At 70.9% G+C, this 24,456-nt stretch carries 15 protein-coding genes and 1 riboswitch; of the genes, 6 read left to right on the top strand and 9 right to left on the bottom strand.

What is annotated here, in order from left to right; genetic code table 11:
• Positions 1-22: 22 nt before the first annotated feature.
• Positions 23-1,645 (bottom strand): GMC oxidoreductase, encoded by a 1,623-nt coding sequence (locus OG607_RS34595; RefSeq protein WP_405731892.1) that lies wholly within the window; start codon positions 1,643-1,645, stop codon positions 23-25.
• Positions 1,646-2,289: 644 nt separating this feature from the next.
• On the opposite strand from OG607_RS34595, the gene OG607_RS34590 reads away from it, so the two are divergent.
• Positions 2,290-8,424, top strand: coding sequence for a DNRLRE domain-containing protein (locus OG607_RS34590; RefSeq protein ID WP_405731890.1), 6,135 nt, complete (start codon positions 2,290-2,292; stop codon positions 8,422-8,424).
• A 274-nt stretch (positions 8,425-8,698) separates the two neighbouring features.
• On the opposite strand, the gene OG607_RS34585 is transcribed toward OG607_RS34590, so the two are convergent.
• Positions 8,699-9,829: a glycosyltransferase family 4 protein gene (locus tag OG607_RS34585; protein ID WP_405731887.1), complete on the bottom strand. Its 1,131-nt coding sequence runs from the start codon at positions 9,827-9,829 to the stop codon at positions 8,699-8,701.
• 134 nt (positions 9,830-9,963) lie between these two features.
• Here OG607_RS34585 and OG607_RS34580 point away from each other — a divergent pair, with 134 nt between their 5' ends.
• From OG607_RS34580 to OG607_RS34570, 3 genes are all read left to right on the top strand, one after another.
• Positions 9,964-11,226: a glycosyltransferase 87 family protein gene (locus tag OG607_RS34580; RefSeq protein WP_405731885.1), complete on the top strand. Its 1,263-nt coding sequence runs from the start codon at positions 9,964-9,966 to the stop codon at positions 11,224-11,226.
• Positions 11,227-11,364: 138 nt separating this feature from the next.
• Positions 11,365-12,651: a hypothetical protein gene (locus OG607_RS34575; RefSeq protein WP_405731882.1), complete on the top strand. Its 1,287-nt coding sequence runs from the start codon at positions 11,365-11,367 to the stop codon at positions 12,649-12,651.
• 3 nt (positions 12,652-12,654) lie between these two features.
• The gene (locus tag OG607_RS34570) at positions 12,655-14,496 is read left to right on the top strand and encodes a cellulase family glycosylhydrolase (RefSeq protein WP_405731879.1); all 1,842 of its coding nucleotides are present in this window, start codon (positions 12,655-12,657) and stop codon (positions 14,494-14,496) included.
• On the opposite strand, the gene OG607_RS34565 is transcribed toward OG607_RS34570, so the two are convergent.
• From OG607_RS34565 to OG607_RS34540, 6 genes are all read right to left on the bottom strand, one after another.
• The gene (locus tag OG607_RS34565) at positions 14,480-15,637 is read right to left on the bottom strand and encodes a M48 family metalloprotease (protein WP_405731877.1); all 1,158 of its coding nucleotides are present in this window, start codon (positions 15,635-15,637) and stop codon (positions 14,480-14,482) included. The genes OG607_RS34570 and OG607_RS34565 overlap by 17 nt on opposite strands.
• Entirely contained in the window at positions 15,634-16,770 is a 1,137-nt protein-coding gene (locus tag OG607_RS34560; RefSeq protein WP_405731873.1) for a peptidase MA family metallohydrolase, read from the bottom strand. The genes OG607_RS34565 and OG607_RS34560 overlap by 4 nt, the downstream gene beginning before the upstream one ends.
• A gap of 21 nt (positions 16,771-16,791) precedes the next feature.
• On the bottom strand, positions 16,792-17,838 hold the full coding sequence (locus OG607_RS34555) for an NlpC/P60 family protein (RefSeq protein ID WP_405731870.1): 1,047 nt from the start codon (positions 17,836-17,838) through the stop codon (positions 16,792-16,794).
• A 195-nt stretch (positions 17,839-18,033) separates the two neighbouring features.
• A complete protein-coding gene (locus tag OG607_RS34550) occupies positions 18,034-19,065 on the bottom strand; it encodes an NlpC/P60 family protein (RefSeq protein ID WP_405731868.1) in 1,032 nt (343 codons plus the stop codon).
• Between the two features lie 258 nt (positions 19,066-19,323).
• Complete coding sequence (locus OG607_RS34545; protein ID WP_405737236.1) at positions 19,324-20,634, bottom strand: NYN domain-containing protein; 1,311 nt, start codon at positions 20,632-20,634, stop codon at positions 19,324-19,326.
• A gap of 160 nt (positions 20,635-20,794) precedes the next feature.
• Positions 20,795-21,034 (bottom strand): hypothetical protein, encoded by a 240-nt coding sequence (locus OG607_RS34540; RefSeq protein WP_329319062.1) that lies wholly within the window; start codon positions 21,032-21,034, stop codon positions 20,795-20,797.
• 128 nt (positions 21,035-21,162) lie between these two features.
• Between OG607_RS34540 and OG607_RS34535 the strand changes: the two genes are divergently transcribed.
• Together OG607_RS34535 and OG607_RS34530 are read left to right on the top strand one after the other, a co-directional pair.
• Positions 21,163-21,960, top strand: a complete 798-nt coding sequence (locus OG607_RS34535) for a rhomboid family intramembrane serine protease (protein WP_405731864.1) — start codon at positions 21,163-21,165, stop codon at positions 21,958-21,960.
• Positions 21,957-22,238, top strand: a complete 282-nt coding sequence (locus tag OG607_RS34530; protein ID WP_405731861.1) for an Lrp/AsnC family transcriptional regulator — start codon at positions 21,957-21,959, stop codon at positions 22,236-22,238. The genes OG607_RS34535 and OG607_RS34530 overlap by 4 nt, the downstream gene beginning before the upstream one ends.
• An 18-nt stretch (positions 22,239-22,256) precedes the next feature.
• On the opposite strand, the gene OG607_RS34525 is transcribed toward OG607_RS34530, so the two are convergent.
• Entirely contained in the window at positions 22,257-23,585 is a 1,329-nt protein-coding gene (locus OG607_RS34525) for an aminotransferase class V-fold PLP-dependent enzyme (protein WP_405731858.1), read from the bottom strand.
• Between the two features lie 101 nt (positions 23,586-23,686).
• Positions 23,687-23,803, bottom strand: a riboswitch (SAM riboswitch).
• Between the last annotated feature and the right edge of the window lie 653 nt (positions 23,804-24,456).

Below are 24,456 nucleotides of genomic sequence, written 5' to 3'. Positions count from 1 at the left end.
CTGCGCCCCTGGACTCCTGTGCTCAGGTCAGGCCGTCCTGCGCCAGTACCTGCGCCATGTTGCGTTCGGCGAGAGCCGTGATCGTGACGAACGGGTTGACACCGGTGGAGCCCGGGATCAGGGCTCCGTCGGTGACGTACAGGCCTGAGTAGCCGGAGGCGCGGCCGTAGATGTCCGTGGCCTGGCCGAGGACGCAGCCGCCCAGCGGGTGGTAGCAGAAGTCGTCGGCGAAGGCCCGGGTGTCGCCGAAGAGGTCGTACCGGTAGATGGTGCTGTTGGCCGAGTTGATCCGGTCGAACAGGGTCTTGGCGGCGGTGACGGACGGCTGGTTCTGGGAGCGGGCCCAGTTGAGCACCGCGGCGTCGGTCGCGGCGTTGTACGTGAAGTTGCCGCGCTCGGCGTTCTTGGTGATCGCGAGGTAGAGGCTGGCCCAGGTCTCGGTGCCGGCCGGGAGCGGCGCGATCTCGGCGAAGACCGGGTTGGCGGCGTTGGCCCAGTCGTCGATGGCCATGGCCGGGATCGTGGACTGGTTGGCGCCGGTCGGATTCCAGGTGTAGTTGGCCCGGCCGAGCATGATGTTGCCGTTGCCGCCCCACCCGGCGCCGACCTTGCTGCTGAGGTTGGGCAGGGTGCCGGTGTCGCGGGCCCGCAGCAGCAGTTCGGTCGTGCCGAGGCTGCCCGCGCCGAGGAAGAGATGGGCGCAGCCGATCTCGCGGGTCTCCACGACCGCCCCGGTGGTGTCGATCCGGTCGACGGTGACGATGTAGGTGCCGTCGGTGTCCCTGCGGATCTTCTTCGCTCTGGTGAGCGTCTGGATGGTGACGTTGCCGGTGCCGAGCGCCGCGGCGAGGTAGGTCTTGTCGAGGCTGCGCTTGCCGTAGTTGTTGCCGTAGATGACCTCCGTCGCGAGGGCGGACTTGGTCGCCGTGCCGGCCGCCTCGCGCTGCATGTAGGCGAAGTCGTACACGTTCGGGACGAAGGTCGTCTTGAGGCCGGTCTTGACCGCCTGGTCCCGGGAGACCCGGGCGTACTGGTACCACTCGGTGGACTCGAACCAGGTCGAGGAGATGTTGTTGACGCCGAGCATGGCGTTGGCGCGCGGGAAGTACGTCCCGTACATCGCGTCGGCGTCGACCTGCGGCAGGATCTCCTGGAAGTAGGAGCGGGAGGGGGTCACGGCCATGCCGCCGTTGACCAGCGAGCCGCCGCCGACGCCCCGGCCGACGTACACGGACATGTCGGTGTACTTGACCTTGTCCAGGACGCCGGGGTAGGCGGTGATGTTCTTGTTGATGACGTCGAGCCACAGGAAGGTGGCCAGCGGCGCCTCGGTGCGGGTCTTGAACCACATCGAGCGCTTGTCGGGCGAGGTCATGTTGCAGAAGATCTTGCCGTCGGAGCCCGCGGTGTTCCAGAGCTGCCCCATTTCCAGGACGAGGGTCTGTACGCCTGCCTCGCCGAGGCGCAGGGCGGCCACGGCGGCTCCGTAGCCGGAGCCGATGACGATGGCGGGGGTGTAGTCGGCCGCGGCCGCGGGGGTCGCGGCCGTCGCGGTGGAGAGACCGATGCGGGTGATGCCCAGGGCCGCGGCGGCCTGGAGGGCGGCGGCGCCTAAGATCTGGCGACGCGTCAAGGTTGTTGTCATGAACGCATCATGAGAGCACTTCCGGCATAAGCCCAGACCTAGTGGACACCGTTTCCCCGAGCGTTACAAGAACGACAAAGGTGCAAGAAACGCATGTGGCGAATGAGGTGCCAGGGGGCGCCCTGTGGATCAGGCCGGATCAGGTCGGATCAGGTAGCGGCGTCCGGCGCGGCGCAAGGCGGAGGATGGAAGCGACACGGAGCATCGTTGGCCGACGACAACGCCGCGAACCAAGCCGAGTTTGAGGTCGCATCCGACATAAATCCACAAAGTCGCGCCAGTGCGCCCGACACGGTGTCCATTTCTTCACATCTTGACCATGTCTTCCGTCGTCTCTTAGGAAAATCTTTAGCCGAGCACTGGAGCCCAGGCCGCGCATCGCCCATCAGGTCGGCGGTGGCCAATCGGGCAATCGTTGTGCCTCGGACAGCCCAATCAGGTGGGCCAGCCACCCTGTGAACACCCTTTGACCTTGCTATGAGTTTGCCCTGACGAGTTTTTTACGACCCACGAATCCGCCCCTCCGAGCCCCTGTGAAGATCGACCCGCTCTGTTGATCTTCGGAGTACGGGAGGGAATTGAACATGCGTCACAGACCAAGAGCCAAGGTGGGGGCACCCCAGTCGGCACGATGGCTGCGTCAAGTGGCCACGGGCGTAGCGCTGTTGCTGGCGGCGGAAACCGCGCTGGTCGCAGCGGAGAGCGGACAGGCATTCGCCGCCGAAAGCATGAAAACGACCGCAGCCGCCAAGCCGGCCTCGTCGCAGACAAAGCACACGTTGGGCCCTGCGGAGGCGCAGGACGAGGCGTCCGCCGTGTTGATGGCGCGGCTGCAGAAGCGGGAAATCGAGGTGCTGTCGGAGCGTACGGCGGCTTCGACTACGTACGCCCTGCCGAGCGGCGAGATGCGCACGGAAGCGTATGCCGGTCCGGTGCGGGTAAAGCAGGACGACGGCACCTGGAAGGACGTCAACACCACGCTGTCGGACACCGGGTCGGACCTCACCCCGGGCGCGACGACCGCGGACATCACGGTCTCGGACGGCGGGGACAGCCGGCTGGCGTCGGTGACCAAGGGCAAGGAGTCCTTCGGGCTCGGCTGGTCCGCCAAGCTCCCCACGCCGACGGTGAAGAAGAACACCGCCTCGTACGCTCTGGGCAGCGGGCAGACGCTGTCGGTGAGCGCGCTGGCGCAGGGCTTCTCGGAGAACATCAAGCTGACCCAGCAGCCGGACAGTGACAAGGTCACCTACCGGATCCCGATGAACCTGAACGGGCTGAAGCTTTCCCAGGCCAAGTCCGGGCACCTGTTGCTGAAGAGCAAGGCCGGCACGCTGGTGGCCGAGGCCCCGGCGCCGATGATGTGGGACGCCGGCAAGGACCCGGCCTCCGGTGAGTCGGCGAACGCCGCGCGGGTGGCGACCAGGGTCGAGACGGCCAAGGACGGGTCGCAGACCCTGGTGCTGACCCCTGACGCGCACTTCCTGGCCACGGCGCAGTACCCGGTCACCGTCGACCCGACGACGACGTTGGCGGTGACCACCGACACCTGGCTGCAGACCCCGGACTACACCGACTCCCAGGTCTCCTCCGAGGAGCTGAAGTCGGGCACGTACGACTCCGGCAGCGACCTGGCACGCGCCTACCTGAAGTTCGACGTGTCGAAGTTCACCGGCAAGCACATCACGTCCGCCACGATGTCGCTGTACAACTACTACTCGGCGACCTGCTCCACCTCCGGTGCGCCCACCGACGCCCGCCGGATCACCACCTCGTGGTCGTCCACGTCGGTGACCTGGGCCACCCGGCCCTCCTCCACCGGGACCGGCGCGGCCACCAACACCGGCCACTGGGGCTACAGCTCCTCCTGCCCGGCGAACTGGTCGAACTGGAACCTGCAGACCATCACCCAGGCCTGGGCCGACGGCACCGCCAACTACGGCGTCATGGTCTACGGCGAGGACGAGACCGACTCCACCACCTGGCGGCGGTTCCGCTCGGCGAACTACAGCACCAGCGGCTACGCGCCCAAGCTGGTGGTGACCTACAACTCCTACGCCACCACCAGCTCCGCGGCGATATCGCCGTCGGTGGTGAACGCCTACAACGGCAAGCGGTACGTCACCTCGCTGACCCCGACTCTGTCGGCCAAGGTCACCGACGCCGACGGCGGCAACGCCCAGGCCCAGTTCGAGGTCACCGCCGACCCGGCCTACGCGGACACCACCTACACCGACACGGCGTACGGCAAGACGGTGGCGTCCGGGTCCACCTCCACCTTGACGATCCCGTCAGCCTCGGCCTTTCCCTCGGGAGCGCACCTGCGCTACCGCCTGCGGGCCTACGACGGCACCGACTACAGCACCTGGTCGGGCTACACCACCTTCACGATGAACACCGCGCTGCCCGTCGCGCCCACCATCGCCTGCGGCACCTACACCCAGGACACCTGGACCGCCAAGGCGTCCGGATCGGTGACCTGCACCCTGGACACGACGTCCACGGACGGACAGGGCTTCTACTGGGGCCTGGACGACTCCACCACCCCCAAGAGCGTCTACGACACCACCGACGGCACCGGCGGCGACCCGCTGACCATCAGCATCACCCCCGGCGACGGCTGGCACACCCTCTACGCCAAGACCATCGACTCCGGCGGCAACCTGTCCACCTCGACGACCGCCTACAACTTCGGCGTCGGCGCCGACGGGGCCGGCCTGCTCACCCCCGGCAACGGGGACAGCACCGCCCGCCGCGTCAGCCTGACCTCCACCGGCAAGACCACCTACACCGGGGTCACGTACCAGTACCGGCGCGGTGAGACCGACACCTGGACCAACGTCCCGGTCGCCGACGTCACCAAGACCTCCGACGGCTCCGCCGTCAGCGCCTGGCCGGTCACCGTCACCAGCGGCGCCCCGGCCCCGCTGACCTGGAACGTCACCTCGTCGCTGTCCGCGGACGGGCCGATCGACATCCGGGCTGCCTTCACCGACGGCACCACCACCGGCTACAGCCAGCTCAACACCGTCACCGTGGACCGCAACGCCGGCACCGCGCCCTCGCAGAGCGTCGGCCCCGGCTCGGTGAACACCCTGACCGGTGACTTCACGCTGTCGGCCACCGACGTCTCGACGTTCGGGATGTCGGTGTCGCGCACCGCGTCCTCCCGCCGGCCGACCGCCGGATCGGACGCCACCGGCCAGGCGGCGATCTTCGGTCCGCAGTGGACGTCCGGGGTCACCGCAGAACTCACCGACTCCGACTGGGCGTACGTCAAGCAGACCTCCAGCACCTCGGTGGCGCTGGTGGACGTCGACGGCAACGAAACCGGCTTCACAGCGACTTCTGCCAGCGGCTGGAAGCCCGAGCCGGGTTCGGAGGATCTGACCCTCACCGGGTCACTGTCCACCACCTTCACCCTCAAGGACGACGGGGGTACCACGACCACGTTCGTGAAGGCGGGTTCGACCGCCACGACCTGGCAGGTCTCCACCACGTACCTGCCGACGGACAACTCCACCACCAAGGTGGTCTCCGAGCTGGCGCCGGGCAGCACCACGCTGGCCCGACCGACCTACCTGATCGCGCCCACCTCGGCCGTCTCGCAGTCGACCTGCCAGGCCACGCCGTCGACGGCCGGCTGCCGGGTGCTTCAGTTCGTCTACTCCACCTCCACCACGGCCACCTCCACCAGCTACGGCGAGTACGCCGGGACGGTGAAGGCGATCAAGGAGTGGTCCACGGAGCCCGGCGCCAGCGCGGCGACGGCGAAGACGGTGGAGTACTACCAGTACGACAACTCCGGCCGTCTGGCCGGCTCCTGGCAGTACGCCGTCGACGCGGCGACGTACACCGCCTACACCTACGACAGCGCGGGCCGCATCGCCACCTACGCCGACCCGGGCCAGCTGGCCTGGACCTTCACCTACGGCACGGCGGGCAACGCCGCCACGGCCGGCGCCGGCATGCTGCTCTCGGCCTCGCGCAAGAACCTGACCCAGGGCACCGCGAGCACCCTGGACGGCACCACTGCCACCACCTCGGTCGTCTACGACGTACCGCTGTCCGGCAGCAGCGCCCCCAACGCCATGGGCACCTCCAACGTGGCCACGTGGGGCCAGACCGACGTCCCGGCCGACGCCACGGCGGTCTTCCCGCCGGACTCGGTCCCGACCTCCAACACCGGCTCGGACCTGTCGGCCTCCGCCTACACCCGGGCCACCATCACCTACACCGACGCCTCCGGGCGGGAGGTCAACACCGCCTCCCCGGGCGGGCACATCACCACCACCGAGTACGACCGGTTCGGCAACACCGTCGGGAGCCTGACGGCGGACAACCGCGAGTTGGCCCTGGCCACCTCCGGCGCCCAGCTGACCGAACTGACCGAGCTCGGCATCGACGGCCTGTCCACGGCCGACCGTGCCGAGCAACTGTCCACCAGTTCCGTCTACTCCTCCGACGGGCTGCGGAAGACCGACGAGTACGGTCCCCTCCACCAGGTCACCCTGACCTCGGCCCTTGCGGCTGGATCCGGCGGCACCGACCTGCCGGCCGGAACCGTCATCCCGGCCCGGCAGCACACCGCCAACACCTTCGACGAGAACCGCCCGACCGACGGCACCGCAACCGTCGCCAACCAGATCACCACGGCCAAGGTAGGCGCCTACGTCGGCGGCTACCCGTCCGACGCCGATGTGCGCACCAGCACCACTGCGTACGACTGGGTCAAGGGCCTGCCCACCACGCAGGTCACCGACCCAAGCGGCCTCGCGATCACCACGACGACGTCCTACGACTCGCAGGGCCGGGTCATCAAGACCACCCAGCCCAAGTCCAGCGGCACCGACGCCGACACGACGGTGACCACCTACTACTCCGCCACGGGTACAGGCACCTGCAACGGCCGCCCGGAGTGGGCCGACCAGGTCTGCTCCATCGGCCCCGCGGGCGCCATCACCGGCGGCGGCACCAACCCCACCCAGCTGCCCACCAAGACCACCCAGTACGACTGGTGGGGCAACGACGCCATCGTCTCCGAGACCGCCAACTCCGTGACCCGCACCACCACCACGACCTACGACTCCTACGACCGCGTCAGCACGGTCGCGGTCAGCGGCGGCGTGGGCACAGGGGTCCCGACCACGACCACCACGTACGACACCACGTACGGCAAGGTCGCCACGGTCGCCACCAGCGCGGGCACCGTCAGCTACGGCTACGACAAGCTCGGACGCCAGATCTCCTACAGCGACGGCGCCGGAAACACGGCCACCACGGCGTACGACGCCCTGGACCGCCCGGTGAAGACCACCGACTCCGCGCCCTCCACGACCACCTACACCTACGACACCACGAAGGACCCACGGGGCCTGGAGACCTCCCGCACCGACTCCGTCGCCGGAACCTTCTCCGCCACGTACGACAGTGACGGCGACCCGGCCACCGAGGCCCTGCCGGGCGGCTACACCCTCACCATCAGCCAGGACGAGACCGGCACCGAGACCTCCCGGGTCTACACCAAGGACAGCGACAGCACCGTCGTCGCCTCCGACACCGCCGACCACTCCGTCCAGGGCCAGATCGTCGCCGACACCGACAGCAACGGCCAGACCCGCGCCCGTGGTTACACCTACGACGCGGCCGGCCGCCTGACCCAGGCCGACGACACCGCCGCCGACAACTCCTGCACCCGCAGGGGCTACACCTTCGACAGCAACACCAACCGCACCGCCCTGGCCACCTCCACCAGCGACGTCGGCTCCGCCTGCACCAGCACCGGGGCCACCACGACGTCGTCCACCTACGACAGCGCCGACCGGCTCACCACCAGCGGCACGGTCTACGACGCCTTCGGCCGCACCACCACCCAGGCCTCCGGCGCCACCGTCGTCTACTACGCCAACGACCTCGTCCGCCAGCAGACCGCCGGCACCAACCGGCAGACCTGGACCCTGGACGGGGCCGGCCGCCTCGCCGCCTGGACCACAGAGAGCAACGCCAGCGGCACCTGGACGCAGACCGCGTCCAAGACCAACCACTACGGGGCCGACGGCGACAGCCCCGACTGGACCGCCGAGGACACCACGGGCACCATCACCCGCAACGTCCAAGGCACCGGCGGAGACCTCGGCGCCACCACCAGCGCCACCGGCAGCACAGTCCTCCAGCTGACCGACATCCACGGCGACGTCACCGTCCAGCTCCCACTGGACACGTCCGTCTCCCCGACCGCCCAGTCCTACGACGAGTACGGCAACGCCGAGGACAGCACCGCCGCCACCCGCTACGGCTGGATCGGCGGCAAGCAGCGCTCCAGTGAGACGATCACCGGCGCAACCCTCATGGGCGTCCGCCTCTACGACCCGACCGCCGGACGCTTCCTGTCCGTCGACCCGGTCCCGGGCGGCAACGCCAACGCCTACGACTACGTCAACGCCGACCCGCTCACCGGCTACGACCTCGACGGCAAGTGGGGTTGGCATCACCACTTCAGCCGCTGGAGTCCTCTGCACGGCTGGTACCACCGAGCTCGAAGTGCGTACCGGTCGGCCTCGCGCCACGTTCGACGGCGTTGGTCGAGAATCCGGCACTGGGGAGGGTGGCACCGCATCAGCCACAACCACTACTTCAGGGCCTGTACGGTATGGGGCGGTGGAAGTGGGGGAACAGTCATCGTCTATGGCTGGTTCTTCGGCCCCGTCGACTGGGGTCTCGCGGGGATAAGTGGAGCCTTCGGATGTGGGGCAGGGATGCTGGGGTACGCATGGAACTGAGAGGCAGCGACCCCCAAAAGGACACCTCCGCTCGCAAACCCGACCGTATCGGTGGCGTCATAGCAGCCGTTGCCGGTGTGAGTACCCTGTTCATCGCGCACTTGGCAGCCCCAAAAGTGTCAATCTGGCTGCTCCTTGTCCCGTCGATGGTCATCGGTGCAGGGATCGCGGTGGCAGTGCGCCGGGCAACGCGAAGGCAATAGCGGCTGGAAGCCGTAAGGCGGCTGACGCCTGACTGACGGATGGCCGAGGGGACTTCCCCTCGGCCATCCGGCTAAAGAAGGTCCCGCAGCCGCTCGGCGAGATGGTCCCAGCGCCAGGCCTCCTCGACCCACTGCCGTCCGCGCTCCCCCATCCGGCGCCGCAGCCCCGGATCGCCCAGCAGCGTGCCTATCCGGTCGGCCGCCTGCTCGGGCGAGCCGCCCCCTACCACCCAGCCGGTCTCGCCCTCCAGCACCGCGTCCGGGGCGCCGCCGGAGTCACCGGCCACGACCGGCAGCCCGGTGGCCGAGGCCTCCAGATAGACGATGCCGAGCCCTTCGACGTCCAGCCCGCCGCGCCGGGTCCGGCAGGGCATCGCGAAGACGTCACCTGCCCCGTAGTGCGCGGGCAGCTCGGCCCAGGGCACGGCGCCGGTGAAGTGCACGGAGGCGTCGACCCCGGTCCGTACGGCGAGCTTCTTCAGCTCGTCCGCGTAGGGACCGCCGCCGACGATCAGCAGAACCGCGTCCGGCACCTCGCGCAGGATCCGGGGCATGGCCAGGATCAGTGTGTCCTGGCCCTTGCGCGGAACGAGCCGCGATACGCAGACCACCACCGGGCGGTCGGTGAGCCCCAGCCTGGCCCGTACCGCGTCGCCGCCCGAGGCCGGGTGGAAGGTCTTCTCGTCCACGCCGGGCGGGAGCCGGACCATCCGGGCGGCGGCGGCCGGGGTGAGGGCGGCGGCGATCCGGGAGCGGGTGTACTCGCCGAGATAGGTGATCGTGTCCGTGCCCTCGCCGATCCGGCGCAGCAGCTGCCGGCTGGCCGGGAGCTGCGCCCAGGCGGCCTCGTGCCCGTGGGTCATGCCGACCAGCCGCCGGGCGCCCGCGCGCCGCAGGGCGGGGGCCATCAGGGCGAGCGGGGCGGCCGCCCCGAACAGCACCGAGGTGCATCCGTGCTCGCGCAGCAGCTCCGCCGCCCGCCGGGTCACCCTCGGGGTCGGCAGCAGCATCGAGGTACGGTCCCGCACCACCGGGAAGGGCTGCTCGGCGTCGAACGCCGCGACCTCGGAGCCGTCCTTCCACGTCGAGGCGTATACGACGACCTGGCCGGGGTCCATGCGCACCGCCATGCTGTGCACGAAGGCCTGGATGCCGCCGGGCCGGGGCGGGAAGTCGTTGGTCACGATCAGGGTCTTGTCCATCGCGGCCGACATTACCGGGCGGCATTACCGGGCGGCCGGCGTGGGGAACCTCTCAGCCCTTTAAGGCTGTCCTCATCCGTGACCGGCATCATGCATCATCACAGCAGGTACAGAAGGACAAGACAGGGGTGCACATGGCAGGCACAGCCGGCAGGCTGATCCCGATCGGGGTCTGGGCGGCCACCCGGGTCTTCCTGTTGCTGTTGGTGTTCAAGGTGCTCAGCATCTCGCCGCTCGACGTCACCACCGACGTCTCCTCGATCTACCACGGCTGGTACCAGGTCCTGACGACCGGCAGCTTCCCCTCCAGCGACGTCACCTGGCAGTATCCGCCCGCCGCGGCGCTGGCCATCCTCTCCCCCGCCCTGCTGCCCTTCCTCTCCTACACCACGGCCTTCTTCTGGCTCTGCTTCGCCGCGGACGCCGTGACCTTCGCCCTCCTGCTCCGCGCCGGCCGCCGCGAAGGCGGCGCCGGCACCCAGGGCGCCTGGGTCTGGATCGGCGGTGTCGCCCTGCTCGGCCCCACGGCCTACGCCCGCTACGACCTCATGGTCACCGGCGTCGCCGTCGCCTGCATGCTCTCCCTGGCCCGGGCCCGGCGCCCCCAGGTCGCCGGCTTCCTGGCCGGTCTCGGCGCGATGCTGAAGGTCTGGCCGCTGCTGCTGCTCCTCGGCACCCCGCACGGCCGCGTCACCCGGCGCGTCTGGGGCGCGGCCATCGCCTCCATCGCCTCCATCGCCCTCGGCTTCTGGCTCTTCATGCCCGGCGCCTTCGCCTTCCTCGGCTTCCAGAGCAGCCGCGGCACCGAGGTCGAGTCCCTCGGCTCCCTGGTCTTCCACATCGCCCGCCACCACGGCTGGCAGGGCCAGGTCCTGCTCAACTACGGCTCCGTGGAATTCCTCGGCCCGTACGTCGACCTCGTCAGCAGCATCGCTCTCGGCCTGACCGGGGCCGCCTTCGGCTGGCTGCTGCTCTGGCGGATCATGGCCCGTACCTTCACCGTCGCGACGCCGCTGGACGCGGCCTTCACCGCCGTCCTTCTCTTTGTCATCACCAGCCGGGTCATCAGTCCCCAGTACACGATCTGGCTGGTCGGCATGGCCGCCGCGTGCATGACCCTGAGGGCCAGTGTCATGGCGGTGCCGGCCGTGCTCGTCCTGGTCGCGACCGGCATCACGATGTACGAGTTCCCCGTCCACTTCGCGGATGTGGTGAACAGCACGAACCTCGGCATCACGCTGCTCGTCGTGCGCAACGGCCTGCTGGTCGCCGCCGCGCTCATCGCCTGCCGCCGCCTGTGGGTGGCGTACGCGCGCCCCGTCCCCGCCGAGGAGGCGGCAGAGGCGGAGGAATCCGGCACCGCCGAGCCGGAGAGCGAGCGGCTGCTCACCTGGTGAGCCCCCGGTGAGCCCGCGCCCTCACAACATCATTTCGTCGTCGTAGCACCCTCACCTCCAGTAGCGTTCTGCCCATTGCCGTCGTGCCTGGGGGGTCCCAACCGCGTGAGTACGTCCCGTCGTTCCATGTTGAAGTCCGTGGCTTCCGCCGGAGGCGCCGCCCTTGGGGTCGGCGCGGCAACCGCCACGACCGCCACCTCCGCCGAGGCGGCCGAGAGCACGGTGACCCCGGTCGCCCCGGCCACCCAAACCGACGGCCCGAACAACGTGAAGGGCACGGTCTCGCTCGACCTCTCGACCGGGATCGGGACGTTCATCTGCACCCTCACCGGGGACACGGTCTTCGAGTTCGTCAACTGGCCCAGCGGGATGGCGATGGAGCCCACCGTCATCGCGACGCAGGACAGCACCGGCGGCCACAGCATCACCTACACGAACGTGACCTGGCTGCCGAGCGGCACCGTGCCCTTGTACGAGACCGGGGCCGGCCAGGTCAACATCAACTCCTTCTTCAGCGACGACGCGGGCGTCACCGTCTACGGCCAGGGCGGCACCTCGGCCGGCGGCGGCTTCGGGGTCTACGGCGACGGCAGTGACGGCGCGGTCGTACTCGACGGCACCAACACCTACTCGTTCCTCGGCTACAAGAACGGCTACTACTGGCCGACGCGCGACCTCTTCCTGTCCGCGCTCGCTGTCACCTCGGGGATCACGCTCCAGCTCTCCGGCGGCACCACGCCCGCCTTCAAGGTGTTCTGCTCGGGCCTGGCCAGCATCGCCTCGGGCGGCCAGATCGTGACGTACGTCAACACCGCCTCCAGCGGAGCCGCCGGTGGCTCCAACCTCGCCACCGGCTCGCTCGCCCCCGGGGCATCGGCTCCCAGCGGCGTTACGGGGGCGGGCGCGGCCGGGACCACGGTGCTCGGGCAGAGCGGCAAGGCGGCGGGGGCCGGCGGGGCCGCGGGTTCGGGGACGGCGGGCGGGGCGGGCGGGAAGTCGGTGCTGAAATCCGGCTACAGCCTGCCCCGGGCGCTGCCGTGGGCGGCGACGATGGCGGCGTACGCCCCCAATGTCACCAACGGCACCGAGTTCTTCCCGGGCGGCGCCAGCGGCGGAGCGGGGGCCGGCGACGGCACCAAAGAGGGAGGCGCGGGCGGGGTCGGCGGCAATCCGCTCTTCCTGTCGGCGTACAGCATCGTGAACAACGGCACGATATCCGCCAAGGGCGGCAGGGGCGGCGACTCCTCAGGTGGCAACGCCGGGGGAGGCGGGGGCGGCCAGGGCGGCCCGGTGATGCTCATCTACAGCGCCTACAGCGGCAGCGGCGCCATCACTTCGGCCGGTGGGGCGGGTGGCGCGGCCGCCGGCTCGGGCACGGCCGGCTCCGCCGGTGAGGCCGGCTGGATCATCAAGCTGGTGAACTGACCGATGGTGCGCAGATTCTCCTCCCCCGGCTGGGCACGGGCCAAGGCCGCGGATGCCAAGCGCGGCAACCTGGCCATCGGCATCGCCCTCGGCTCCGGCTACCAGAACCACTTCGCCGCGCTGTCCCCGTCGGAGCAGCAGTCCGAGATCACGAAGATGCGGGCAGCCGGCATCACCTGGATCCGGATGGACGCCGAGTGGTGGACCGTCGAGAAGACCCAGGGCACCTTCGACTGGTCGGTGCCCGACGTCACCGCCGATGCCATGCTCGCGGGCGGCATGAACCTGGTGGTCCTGCTCAACAAGTCGCCGGTGTGGGCCCGCCAGGCCGCGGGCTCCGCCCCGCTCGAATCCCCCTGGCCGACGCCGGTCCCGGCCCGGTACGCGGACTACTGCGCGGCGGCGGCCACCCACTACAGCGCGAAGGGCGTCCACGTCTTCGAGCTGTGGAACGAGCCCAACCTCGACTCCGGCGTGGACACCGCCGCCGGCTGGGGCCACCTGTCCCCCTGGGGGTTCGCCGACCTCGCGGTGGCCGCTTATCCGGCGATCAGGACCGCCGATCCCAAGGCGTACGTCCTGGGCGGCACCCTGGCCACCAACAACGAGTTCGGCACCGGAGGCACCGTACGCACCGCCTCCTGGGCGGCGGTCCCCGCCGGGGCCACCTCGGCGACGATCACGTGCACGGGGGCCGTGGCCTCGGACGCGTACGGAATCCTCACCGACACGGCCGACGGCTGGCCGATCGGCACCGTCATCACCCAGGCCACGGCGGGCACCGGCTACACCGTCATCCCGCCTGTCTGGCTCGACGGCTTCCCCGCCATCAGCGCGGCCAGTGGGCGTTCGGTGCGCCGGTCCGGTCTGCAGTACCCGCCGGACGTGTTCCTGAAGCAGGCGTACGCGCGCGCCGACGGGGATCCGATGTGGGACGCGCTGGCCATCCACCCCTACACGTATCCCGTCCTGCCGGCCACGCAGGAGGCGGTCTACGGCGGCTGGGCCACCGTGCCGGCCCTGCGTCAGCTCATGAAGGACAACGGCGAGGGCGCGAAGCCGATGTGGATGACCGAGGTGGGCGCCCCGACCGGAACGGCGACCGTGTCCTGGCCGACGACAGCCGCCTCCGCGACCACCATCACGCTCAGCGGCAGCACCGCCGCCACCGCCGACGAGGGCTACACGGTGACGGCGCCCTCGGGCGAGCTGCCCGCGGGCAGCTACGTGACCGCGGTCAGCAAGGGCAGCAGCTGGACGGTCGTGCCGCCCGTCGGCGCGATCGCGGCCGCCATCACCAAGGGCACGGCCATCAGTTCCGTCTCCCTCAAGGCCACGGCGACCGCGCTGACCATCCCGTCGGGCACCACGCTCACCATCGTGTCCGCGCCGGTGACGCTGACGGTCACCACGAGCGGTGCGGTCACCACCTCGACCAGTGCCGCCACCACGGTCCCGGTGGCGAGCGTCACCCCGGACCAGAGCTATGCCGCGGGCTGCCCGGTGCGGGGCTCGGTGGGCCAGACCTGGGGGGCCGCGATCAGCGCGGCGTCCGCACTGGCCGTCAGGCTCACTCCGCCCGCAGCGGCCACGGTGTGGGGCCAGATCAGCGAGGACCTCCAGGCGGCGATCATCCGCGAGGTCTTCCGTGCCATCACGGTCGGCGTCCCCGCCGGCACCGCTTCCCTCGGCTCCGCGCCCTGGCCGTACGTCGGCCCGGTCTTCCTCTTCACCTGGAGCGACGCCGGAGGCACGGCCGGGCCCTTCGGCCTCGTCCGCGCGGACGGCACCCCCAAGGCAGCCCTCGCGGCGCTCACCACCGCCTCCCTCACCGGCGGGCCGTGACGCCTGCCCCGCCTGCCTCACGGGCCGCCGCGATGCGCTCGGCGGGGGTCGGATGCGTGCCGAACAGCACGTGCAGCAGGCGCGGAGGCGAGGGGTCGCCGACGTTGGCGACGGTGAGGCGGCGCTGCATCGCGATGAAGTGAGCGGGGTCGGCGGTGAGTTCGAGCGCGTGGACATCCGCGCGGCGCTCGATGCGGCGGCTGAGGGCACAGCCGAAGGGACCGGCTGCCGCGGAGCCGACGGCGGCGACGGCCGCCAGGAGCCACATCGAGCGGGGGTCGGCGAAATCGCCTACGTCGGCGAGGTCCAGAAGGGGCTGCCAGGAGACGACCGCCGCTAGGACGCACACACCCGCAGCGGCTCCCAGCGCGCCGAGCAGCGTGCCGTGCAGGACGTCGCGGTGCTTGACGTGCCCGAGCTCGTGGGCGACGACGAGCTCGACCTCGCGCGGCTCCGCCGTCGAGAGCAGGGTGTCGTAGGCGACGATCCGGCGGGTGCGGCCGAAGCCGGAGACGTAGGCGTTCAGCGCGGTCGTGCGCCGGGAGGCGTCGGCGACCAGGACCTGGCGTACGGGGATGCCGTCGCGGTCGGCGAGGGCGAGGAGGGCATCGCGCAGCGGACCCGGTTCCATGGGCGTGAAGCGGTTGAAGAGAGGTTCCAGGAGCACCGGGGCGAGCCAGGACAGCACGACGGCGGCCAGGGCCGCGCCGAGGGCGGACCAGGCAAACCACCAGCGGGTGACGCCGGCGAGGGCGTAGACGGCGTACAGGGCGGCCAGGGCCAGCGGTACGGAGACGAGCAGCCCCCGCAGCACATCGACGGCCCAGCCGGCCCAGCCCTGGGTGACCAGGCCGAAGCGGACGCGGACGACCCGCACGCGCGCGGCGAAGGGCAGCGAGAGCAGCGTGCTCAGCAGGACGAGGAGCAGGCCGCCGCCCAGGACCCGCAGGGCCCAGCTGTCCCCGAACAGGGCCGTCAGGCGGGCTCCACCGGGGGTGAGGCCGAGGGCCAGGAGCAGGGCGAGCCCCGCCACCCGGCCGCCCAGGACGGCGGGGAGTTGGGCCCGCCGCAGGGCCCGGGCCCGGGCGACCTGCTCGGGCGTGAAGTCGGCGACAGCCGTACCGCCGTCTGTGGACGTCATCCCAACTCCCGCTGTACGTAAGCGCGCCAGCGCGCCGTGAACTCCCCGGTGCCGATCCCCAGCGTACGGCGCATGGCCGCGTCGGCCGTGGCTCCGTCGTCGGCCGCGCGGTAGAGGGCGAGCAGCTTCGCGTCGCCCCACCGGTCGGCGATGAGGCGGCAGGCGAGCCAGGCTCCCTCGTAGGACTGGGCGAGGCCGTTGGCCGTGGTGCCGAAGTCGGCGTCCGAGGGCAGGGCGTCGGGGAGGCGGCCGGCGGCGACGTCGCGGCTGAGCTCGGGGGCCACCTCCTTGGCCGTCTGCCCGGTGCCCCGGTAGCCGATCCAGTCGGCGAGACCTTCTGAGAGCCAGAGCGGGGTGCGGGAGGTGGTGGCGGCGCGGGTGGCGACATGCGTGGTCTCGTGGGTCAGGACGACCCGCCGCCCGAGCGGCGAGAGCTCGCCGAAGGCCTCGGGGTTGACGACGACCCGGTCCGCCGGGACCGCCGTGGTGGAGCCCCGCAGCTCGGCCGTCGTCACGGCCGCGATGCCCTCGTACGCCGTCGGCGAGGCGTCCAGCAGCGCCGCCATGTCGTCCAGCGAGCCGGGGACCTCAACCACCACCCGCCGCGCCCAGCTGTTGCCCCACACCCCGGTCACGGCCGTCACCGCGCGGTCCACATCGGCCGCGTACGCCTTCAGGGAGGCCTCGCCGCCGGGTCCGAGCACCAGGCTGTGCGCGCCCCGCGCGACCCGGACCGGGCCCTGGTCCCACAGCTGGGCAGTGTTGTCGGTGGCCGCCGCGATGCGCCAGCGGCTGCCGTTCCCGGCGAGCGTCATCGCGATGTCGGAGGTCACGGGAGCGGTGTCGTACCCCTTGAACCGGTACCGCAGCTGGACCTTGGCGTCGCCGCCGCTGCGCCCTTCCAGGCGGTACGACCACGAGGCGAGCGGTACGTCGGCCAGATTCCGGAACACCCGCCGCTGCGCGGTCCGCTCCCCCGGCGTCACGTCGGCCAGGAAGGCCGCCTCGTCGTGCCCGAGCACGGCCGCCGCGTGCCGGTCGAGCATGAGCTGGACGCTTTCGCGCTGCTGCTGCGCCTGGCACCCGGAAGCGACGAGAACAGCTGCCGCCACCGCCACCAGGATTCGCCTCACGCGCCCGATCGTAGGCCAGGGTCAGGGTCGGGTGACCGCCGAGATCGGCATCATGCCGACCGGGTCGTAGCGCACCCGCGCTCCCGGGTACGGGGCGTGCACGACCCGGCCGCCGCCGACGTACATGCCGACGTGGCTGGCGTCGCCCCGGTAGATGATCAGGTCGCCGGGCCTGGCCTGGTCGAGCGGGACCCGCCGGCCGGCGTGCATCTGGGCCTGGGAGGTGCGCGGGAGGGCGATGCCGGCGTGGCGGTACGAATAGACCATCAGGCCGGAGCAGTCGAAGCCGGAGGGGCCCGTGGAGCCCCAGACGTAGGGGGCGCCGACGGCGGCACGGGCGGCGGCGACGGCCATGGCGGCCCGGCCGGAGGCGGGGCCGAAGTCGGGGAGGTGGAGGTCCATGGCGCGTCCGGAGCGCGAGGCACGCTCCTGGAGGTGGGCGGCGAGCCCGGCGCGCTGGGCGGCGTTCAGCGAGTTGACCAGGCGCTGTGCGGTGGCGAGTTTGCTCTGCACGGTGCGCTTGCGCGCGTTCAGCGCGGTGCGCGCCCGGTCCAGTTCGGCGAGCTTGTCCGCGGCCTCGGAGCGCTTCTGGTCCAGCCCGCGCTGGGCGTTCCGCAGTTCCCGCAGCTGCGCGGTCTCGCGGTCGCCGATCCGGTCCAGGGCCGCCGCCTTGTCCAGGTAGTCGTCCGGGTCGGCGGACAGCATCAGCGCCAGCGTCGGGTCGACGCCCCCGCTGCGGTACTGCGCTCCCGCGAGTGTGCCGAGCCCGGCCCGCATCGCGTTGACCCGCTCCTGGCCGCGCGCCGCCTCGTCCTGGAGAGTGCCCACCTCGCGGCGAAGCCGCTTCGAGCGGTCCTGGGCGGCGTTGTACTGCTCGGTGGCCCGCTCCGCCTGCTCGTAGAGCCGGTCGACCCGGGTGGCGACATCGGCCGGCTGGTCCGCCGGCTGCGCCACGGCGGGCGCGGCTGGTGCGGCCACCGCGGCCGCCGCAGCGGCCGCCGACAGGGCCGTGACGCGAGAGGTACGGGCGGCGAGGCCCGGCTGCGAGGTGCGTCGATGGGAAGCCACGGGGGCTGACAGTAGTCAGCCGCACACGGCGAGTTCAAAGACCTCGGGGACACGGAAGACGCGTACGCGCCAGCTTCCCCAGGTCACCGCGTTCCGGCCACAGCCCGTCATCACCCGAAAGGACCCATGCGCCTGGCGGCGGGTGACCCCGCCGCCGCTGGAAGCAAGCGAAGCGCCCGCGAGAGGGGCGTCGAATCAGATCCGGACGCCGAACTGGAACGGCATGTCGCCGATCGACTCGTACTTGACGCTCTCGCCGGTGCGCGGCGCGTGCAGCACCATGCCGTTGCCCGCGTACAGGCCGACGTGGTGGTAGTCGCTGTAGAAGATGACCAGGTCACCGGGCTTGAGCTGGCTCTGCGAGTAGATCCGCGTGCCCGCGCTGGCCTGGGACTCCGAGGTCCGGGGTATGGAGACACCGGCCTGGGCGTACGCCCAGGAGGTGAAGCCGGAGCAGTCGAAGGAGTTCGGGCCCGAGGCGCCGTAGACGTACGGCGAGCCGATCTTCGTCTTGCCCGCAGCGAGGGCCTCGGCGGCACGCGCGGTGGCGGCGGTGTCGTCGCCGAGGTCGACCCGGCTGGCGGCCCGGCTCGCGGCGCTGGCGTTCGAGGCGGCGATGGAGGCCCGCTGCGCGGCGGTGAGGCTGTTGAGGAGCTTCGTGGCCTTGGCGAGCTTGGCCTGGATTTCCTTCTTGCTCTTGGCGAGCTCGGCGCGGGTGTCGTCCAGCTCCTGCAGCTTGGTGGCGGCTTCCGCCTTCTGCTGGTCCAGGGAGCGCTTCTTCGCCGCGATCTGCTCCAGCGCGTCGGCCTGCTTGCTGCTCAGCTGGTCGAGCGTGGAGGCCTTGTCCAGGTAGTCGTCCGGGTCCGCGGACAGCAGCAGCTGTACGGACTCGTCGATGCCGCCGCTGCGGTACTGGGCGCTGGCGAGCGCACCGAGCTGGTCCTGGAGGTCGTTCAGCTCGCCCTGCTCGCGGGCCACTTCGTCCTGGATCTCGGAGACCTGCTTCTGCAGCTTCTTCTGCTTCTCCTGGGCACCGTCGAGCTTCTCGGTGACCTGCTCGGTCTCGTCGTAGATCGCGGTGACCTGCGCCTTGACGGACTTCAGAGTCTGCTTGGCCGGGGCTGCCTGCGCGGCCTGGGACGAGATGGCGACGGCTGCTGCGGCGGTCGCGGTGAGCACGGTGACCCGTGTGCGACTGGCCGGCTTGGGACGACGGTGGGACGCCACGAAGGCGAGCTCCTTCTTCCTCCAGCCGCCTGCCCAAGCGCGCTTGCGCGGCGCTTCGGACCCGGCGGGACCCCCGCCACCATCCTGGCTGGATGATCGAACTCGCGGAGGTACAAGCCCTGACCCTAGTGACCATCCTGTGATCGGTTCAAATCAAAGTATGTAAAAACTCAGATGCAACGTGTTTTCTTTGCCAACATCACACGAGCAGTAACAGCCACTTGACGCTCAGTTCGCATCATGCGCCTCATAGGCGACTCACACACGCGCAAGCCGCTTCAGCAGCAGCGTGGAAGCCACCGGCCGCGCCCCCGCCTTCGCGACGCCGTCCGCCACCTCACGGTCGGCCGAAACGACCACAACGGGACGACCGGGAGGTTCCGCCCGAACCAGGCGCCGGATCAACTCGTCAGCCGTCTCACCGGCCTTGCTGAACAGCACCCGCACCCCGCGCGGCGGAGCCAGCAGCACCGGGGCGTCCAGATCCGCCCCGTCGAAGACACACGTCATCTCCGCCCCGCTCTGCGCGGCGAGCACCGACAGGCCGCCCAGCAGCCGCAACCGCTGCTTCTCCAGCGGCAGCGCCGGATACCCCGTCTTGGTGACGTTGTAGCCGTCCACGACCAGATGCGCCTGCGGCAGCGCCAGCAACTGGTCCAGCAGGGCCGGGTCATTCTCGGACAAAGCGCGCCGCGCGATGTCCTTCGGGCTGAACGCGCCCGGCTTCACCGCGTCCACCGTGTCGGCCGGCAGGATCCCCATCGTGTCGCGCGGCGGCAGCGCCAGCTCCCGGCGCAGCCCCGACGCCGCGTCAAGGACCGTGTCCAGCAGCAGCCGCAGCCGTACGTCCTCCACGCTGCGCCCCTCGCGCACCGCCCTGCGGCCCGCCTCCACCGCCGACTCGGCCTCCGCCAGCCGCGACTTCAGCCGGCGCGCCTCGCTCTCGGCGGTGGCCCGGTCGGACGCGGCGGTGGCCCTGGTCTCCTCCAGCTCGTTTTCCAGCTTGCGCAGGGCGGCCTCGGCCCGCTTCACATCACTGGACGCGCTGCGCAGCTTGCGCTGCAGCGACTCCGCCTCCTTGCGCGCGGCCTCCAGCTCACCGCGGGCCCTGACGCCCTCCGCCCGGACCTGCTCACGGGCGGCCGCCAGTTCCTCCCGCAACTGCGCCAGCTCACGGGCGGCCTCCTCGCCGGCCCGCTCCGCATGCGCACGCTGCGCTTCCTCCCCCGCCGCCGCGACCAGCTTCGACCAGCCCGGCGGGCGCAGCAGATACGCCGCCGCCGCCACATCCAGCGGATCCACCGCCGGCGGCGGCGTCCCCGCCTCCAGCGCCTCGCACAGCTCCGGCTGCGCCTCTCTCAGCCGCGCCGCGATCCGCTGCCGGAAGGCCGGATCCCCCTCCAGCGCCGTCGCCAGCGCCGTCGCCGCGAACTTCGCCCGGCGGGTCGGCGTGAAACGCGCGTACGGCCGCAGCTGCGACGGCAGCTCGGCATGCGTCAGCCCGCCGAACGCCTCCGCCGCGAGAGCCACCACCCGGTGCCGTACGCCCTCCGGGAGCGGGCGGTCCAGGGCCTCGGCGGACGGCTCGACGGACGACTCGGCAGCCGACTCAGCGGATGACTCGACGACCTCACCGCCCTCCGCACCCCGCGGGTTACCGCCGGTCCCATCCACCAGTCACTCCCGTCCACGCCGCACGACGTACGACGCCGTTCGCCGCCGTACGCCTCTATTGTCCCGCGTCCGGACGGTCGACCAGCTCGATCTGATCCAGCGCGTTGCACCAGCGGCAGCGCACCGACTCGACGGTCTCGCTGACCACCTCGGTCTCCTCGACCTTCGGCTCGCCCGCCAGGTCCAGGTGGACATACTCCACGACCCTGCTGGAACGCGTCACATCGAACCGGGTCAGATTGCCGCACAACGTGCAGCGCCAGCGGGTGGTGGCCGTCGGCATGGGAACCGGCATCGGGCAGACCTCTTTCGGACTCGGCTCTGGGTCTTGGGCGCGTTCCGGCCAACCCTAAGGCCTGGCATGCCACCCCGCTGCGGCGAGGCGGCCTATGCCCCTTAAGCCCGTTCCGTCATGATCGCTGCATGGTCATCCCGGTGTACGACAAGAACCCGGCCCGCCGCACACCCGTGGTCACTTACACCCTCATCGGGATGTGCGCCCTCGTCTTCCTCATCGGCCCCGCGTCCGGCTTCAACCCGGCCTACGGCACCGGCTACCGCCACCTGCTGTGCGAGCAGAGCGCCTACTTCGCCCACTGGGGCGTCATCCCCGACGAGCTCTGGCACGGCCGCCTCCCCAGCGGCCGCCTTTCCCTCCCCCGCCACTGCACGGCCGCGCCCTTCACCAAGTCGCCGTTCCTCTCGGTCCTCACCGCCCTGTTCGTCCACGGCAGTTGGGTGCACCTGCTCGGCAACCTGCTCTTCCTCTACGTCTTCGGCGACAACGTCGAGGCCCGCATGGGCCGTGCCCGCTTCCTCCTCTTCTACGTCGTCGCCGGCTACCTCGCCACATACGGCTTCGCCGCCGCCCACGCCGGCTCCGCCCAGACCCTCGTCGGCGCCTCCGGGGCGATCTCCGGTGTCCTCGGCGCCTACCTCTTCCTCTATCCCAAGGCCCGGGTCACCAGCCTCTTCCCGTTCCTCTTCTTCCTCCCCCTGCGCTTCCCCGCCTGGATGGTCCTGTGCTTCTGGTTCGCCCTCCAGTGGCTCGCCTCCCAGACCACCCGCTCCGGCCCCGACGTCGCCTACCTGGCCCACATCGTCGGCTTCCTCTTCGGCTTCCTCTGCACCTGGGTGTGCTTCCGCCGACCCCCTAAGCTTGAGCCCGCGCCCGCCCCGCCGGGCACGACCCAGGCCACCCAAGGAGAACCTCAGCCGTGATCACCGCGATCGTCCTCATCCAGACCAGCGTCGACCGGATCCCCGAAATCGCGGAATCCATCGCCGCCCTCGACGGCGTCAGCGAGGTCTACTCCGTCACCGGCACCTACGACCTCGTCGCCATGGTCCGGGTCGCCCGCCACGACGACCTCGCCGATGTCATCCCCGGCCGCATCAGCAAGATCCCCGGCGTCGAGGCCACGGACACCCACGTGGCGTTCCGCACCTACTCCCAGCACGACCTCGAGGCCGCGTTCTCCATCGGCCTGGACGCGTAGCGTCCCTTCAGGTCCCTGTCAGTCCTGGGCCGGAACGCAGCGGCCGTTCTCCGTGCGGTAGTTCCACTTCGCACCGTCCCGCACGAGCTCGGCGACGGCCGCCAGAAAGCGGTCGACGTGCTCATCGGGCGTACCCGCGCCGAAGGAGACCCGGATGGCGTTCAGCGAGGCGTCTCCACCACAGTCCCCGGGCTCCTGGCGGTCGTCACCGAGCAGCGTACGAACCAGCGGGTGGGCGCAGAACAGACCGTCCCGCACACCGATGCCGTATTCAGCCGACAAAGCAGCGGCGAAGTGCGAGCTGTTCCAGCCCCGCACCACGAACGAGATGACACCGACCCTCGGAGCGTCATCCCCGAAAAGCGAGAGCACCTTCACCTCGGGCACCTCCGCCAGCCCGGCCCGCACCCGCCCCACCAGCTCCTGCTCCCGCTCCACCAGCCGGTCGAACCCGGCCTCGGTCAGCGCGCGGCACGCCGAAGCGATCGAGTAGACCCCGATCACATTGGGCGAACCCGCCTCATGCCGGGCAGCCGTCTCGTGCCACTCCACATCCACGCCACCGTCACCGCGCCGCGCCACCTTCCGCGAAGCGCCGCCGCCCGCCAGATACGGCTCGGCCTCCCGCAGCCAGTCCGCCCGCCCCGCCAGCACGCCCGACCCGAAGGGCGCGTACAGCTTGTGCCCGGAGAAAGCGACCCAGTCCACATCCAGCTCGGCGACATCCACCGGGTGATGCGGCGCCAACTGCGCCGCGTCGAGCACGATCCGCGCCCCATGCGCATGCGCGGCCGCCGCCAGCTCCCGTACGGGCCAGATCTCGCCGGTGACATTCGAAGCACCCGTCACACACACCAGCGCCGGACCCGGCTCCCGCCCCGCCAGCGCCGCGTCCAGCGCGGCAACCGCCTCGCCCGGGCTGCGCGGCGCGCTCAGGTACGTGACATCCGCGTCCCGCCACGGCAGCAGCGAGGCATGGTGCTCGGTCTCGAACACGTACGCCTTCGTGCCCGCCGGAACGGCCCCGGCCAGCAGGTTCAGCGAATCCGTCGTGGACCGCGTGAACACCACCTGGTCATCCGCCCGGCACCCCAGGAACTCCGCGACCGTGACCCGGCTCTGCTCGAACAGATCCGTCGACAACTGCGACAGATACCCCGCCCCCCGGTGCACGCTGCCGTAGTACGGCGCGTAGGCGGCCACGTCGTCCCACACGCGCTGCAGCGCGGGCGCGCTGGCGGCGTAGTCCAGGGCCGCGTAGGTGACCTCGCCACCGGTCACGATCGGCACGAGGACATCCCGGCCGAGAACGGGCAGAGGCGCACAAACAGACTGGTCGACAGACATGGCGAAGCTCCTGTGGGCAAAGCGGAGAAAAACACGAAGGACGAGGATTTGGGCCGAGCGGCCCTATCGCATTCGCTTGCTCATCGGAGAACTCCCGGATCGATCCGCGCTTGCCGTGAGCCTTGCTGCTCACAGCCTGGTCATCACCCGGGGCACCCCGCCGCAGAAGGAGGGTTGCCGGACAGCGAGCCGGGGCCTTTGCGCTGTCACTCGTGACCTGACGAGAAGTATGCCACGCGCTGCCGCGCGGGCAACCGGGGCGTCCGCATCCCGGACGGCCCGCCCCTGGGGCTCCGCCCCAGACCCCGAACGCCCTCCGGGCGTGTCCTCAATCGCCGGACGGGCTCAATAGGTGCCCCACGACGGCGGGAAAGCCACCGACGAACGGGAGGGCCGGCGTCGCAGGGGTGGGGGACTCCTATCCCGGACGCCCCCTCGCGGGCGCTGCGCTGGCTTCGAGCGGCTGCGCCGGACTCCGTCCGCCGACAACGAACGGGAGGGCCAGGGTCGCAGGGGTGGGGGATTCCTATCCTGGACGCCGCCCTCGCGGGCGCTGCGCTGGCTTCGAGCGGCTGCGCCGGACTCCGTCCGCCGACAACGAACGGGAGGGCCGGGGTCGCAGGGGTGGGGGACTCCTATCCCGGACGCCGCCCTCGCGGGCGCTGCGCTGGCTTCGGACGGCTGCGCCGGACTCCGTCCGCCGACAACGAACGGGAGGGCCGGGGTCGCAGGGGTGGGGGATTCCTATCCTGGACGCCGCCCTCGCGGGCGCTGCGCTGGCTTCGAGCGGCTGCGCCGGACTCCGTCCGCCGACAACGGACGGGAGGGCCGGGGTCGCAGGGGTGGGGGTCCTGGACGCTCCGCATATTTG

It is taken from the genome of Streptomyces sp. NBC_01537, from assembly GCF_045040445.1.
Taxonomy (GTDB): domain Bacteria; phylum Actinomycetota; class Actinomycetes; order Streptomycetales; family Streptomycetaceae; genus Actinacidiphila.
The sequence above is the reverse complement of the archived record's forward strand: the minus strand, read 5'-3'. Positions and strand labels throughout refer to the sequence as shown.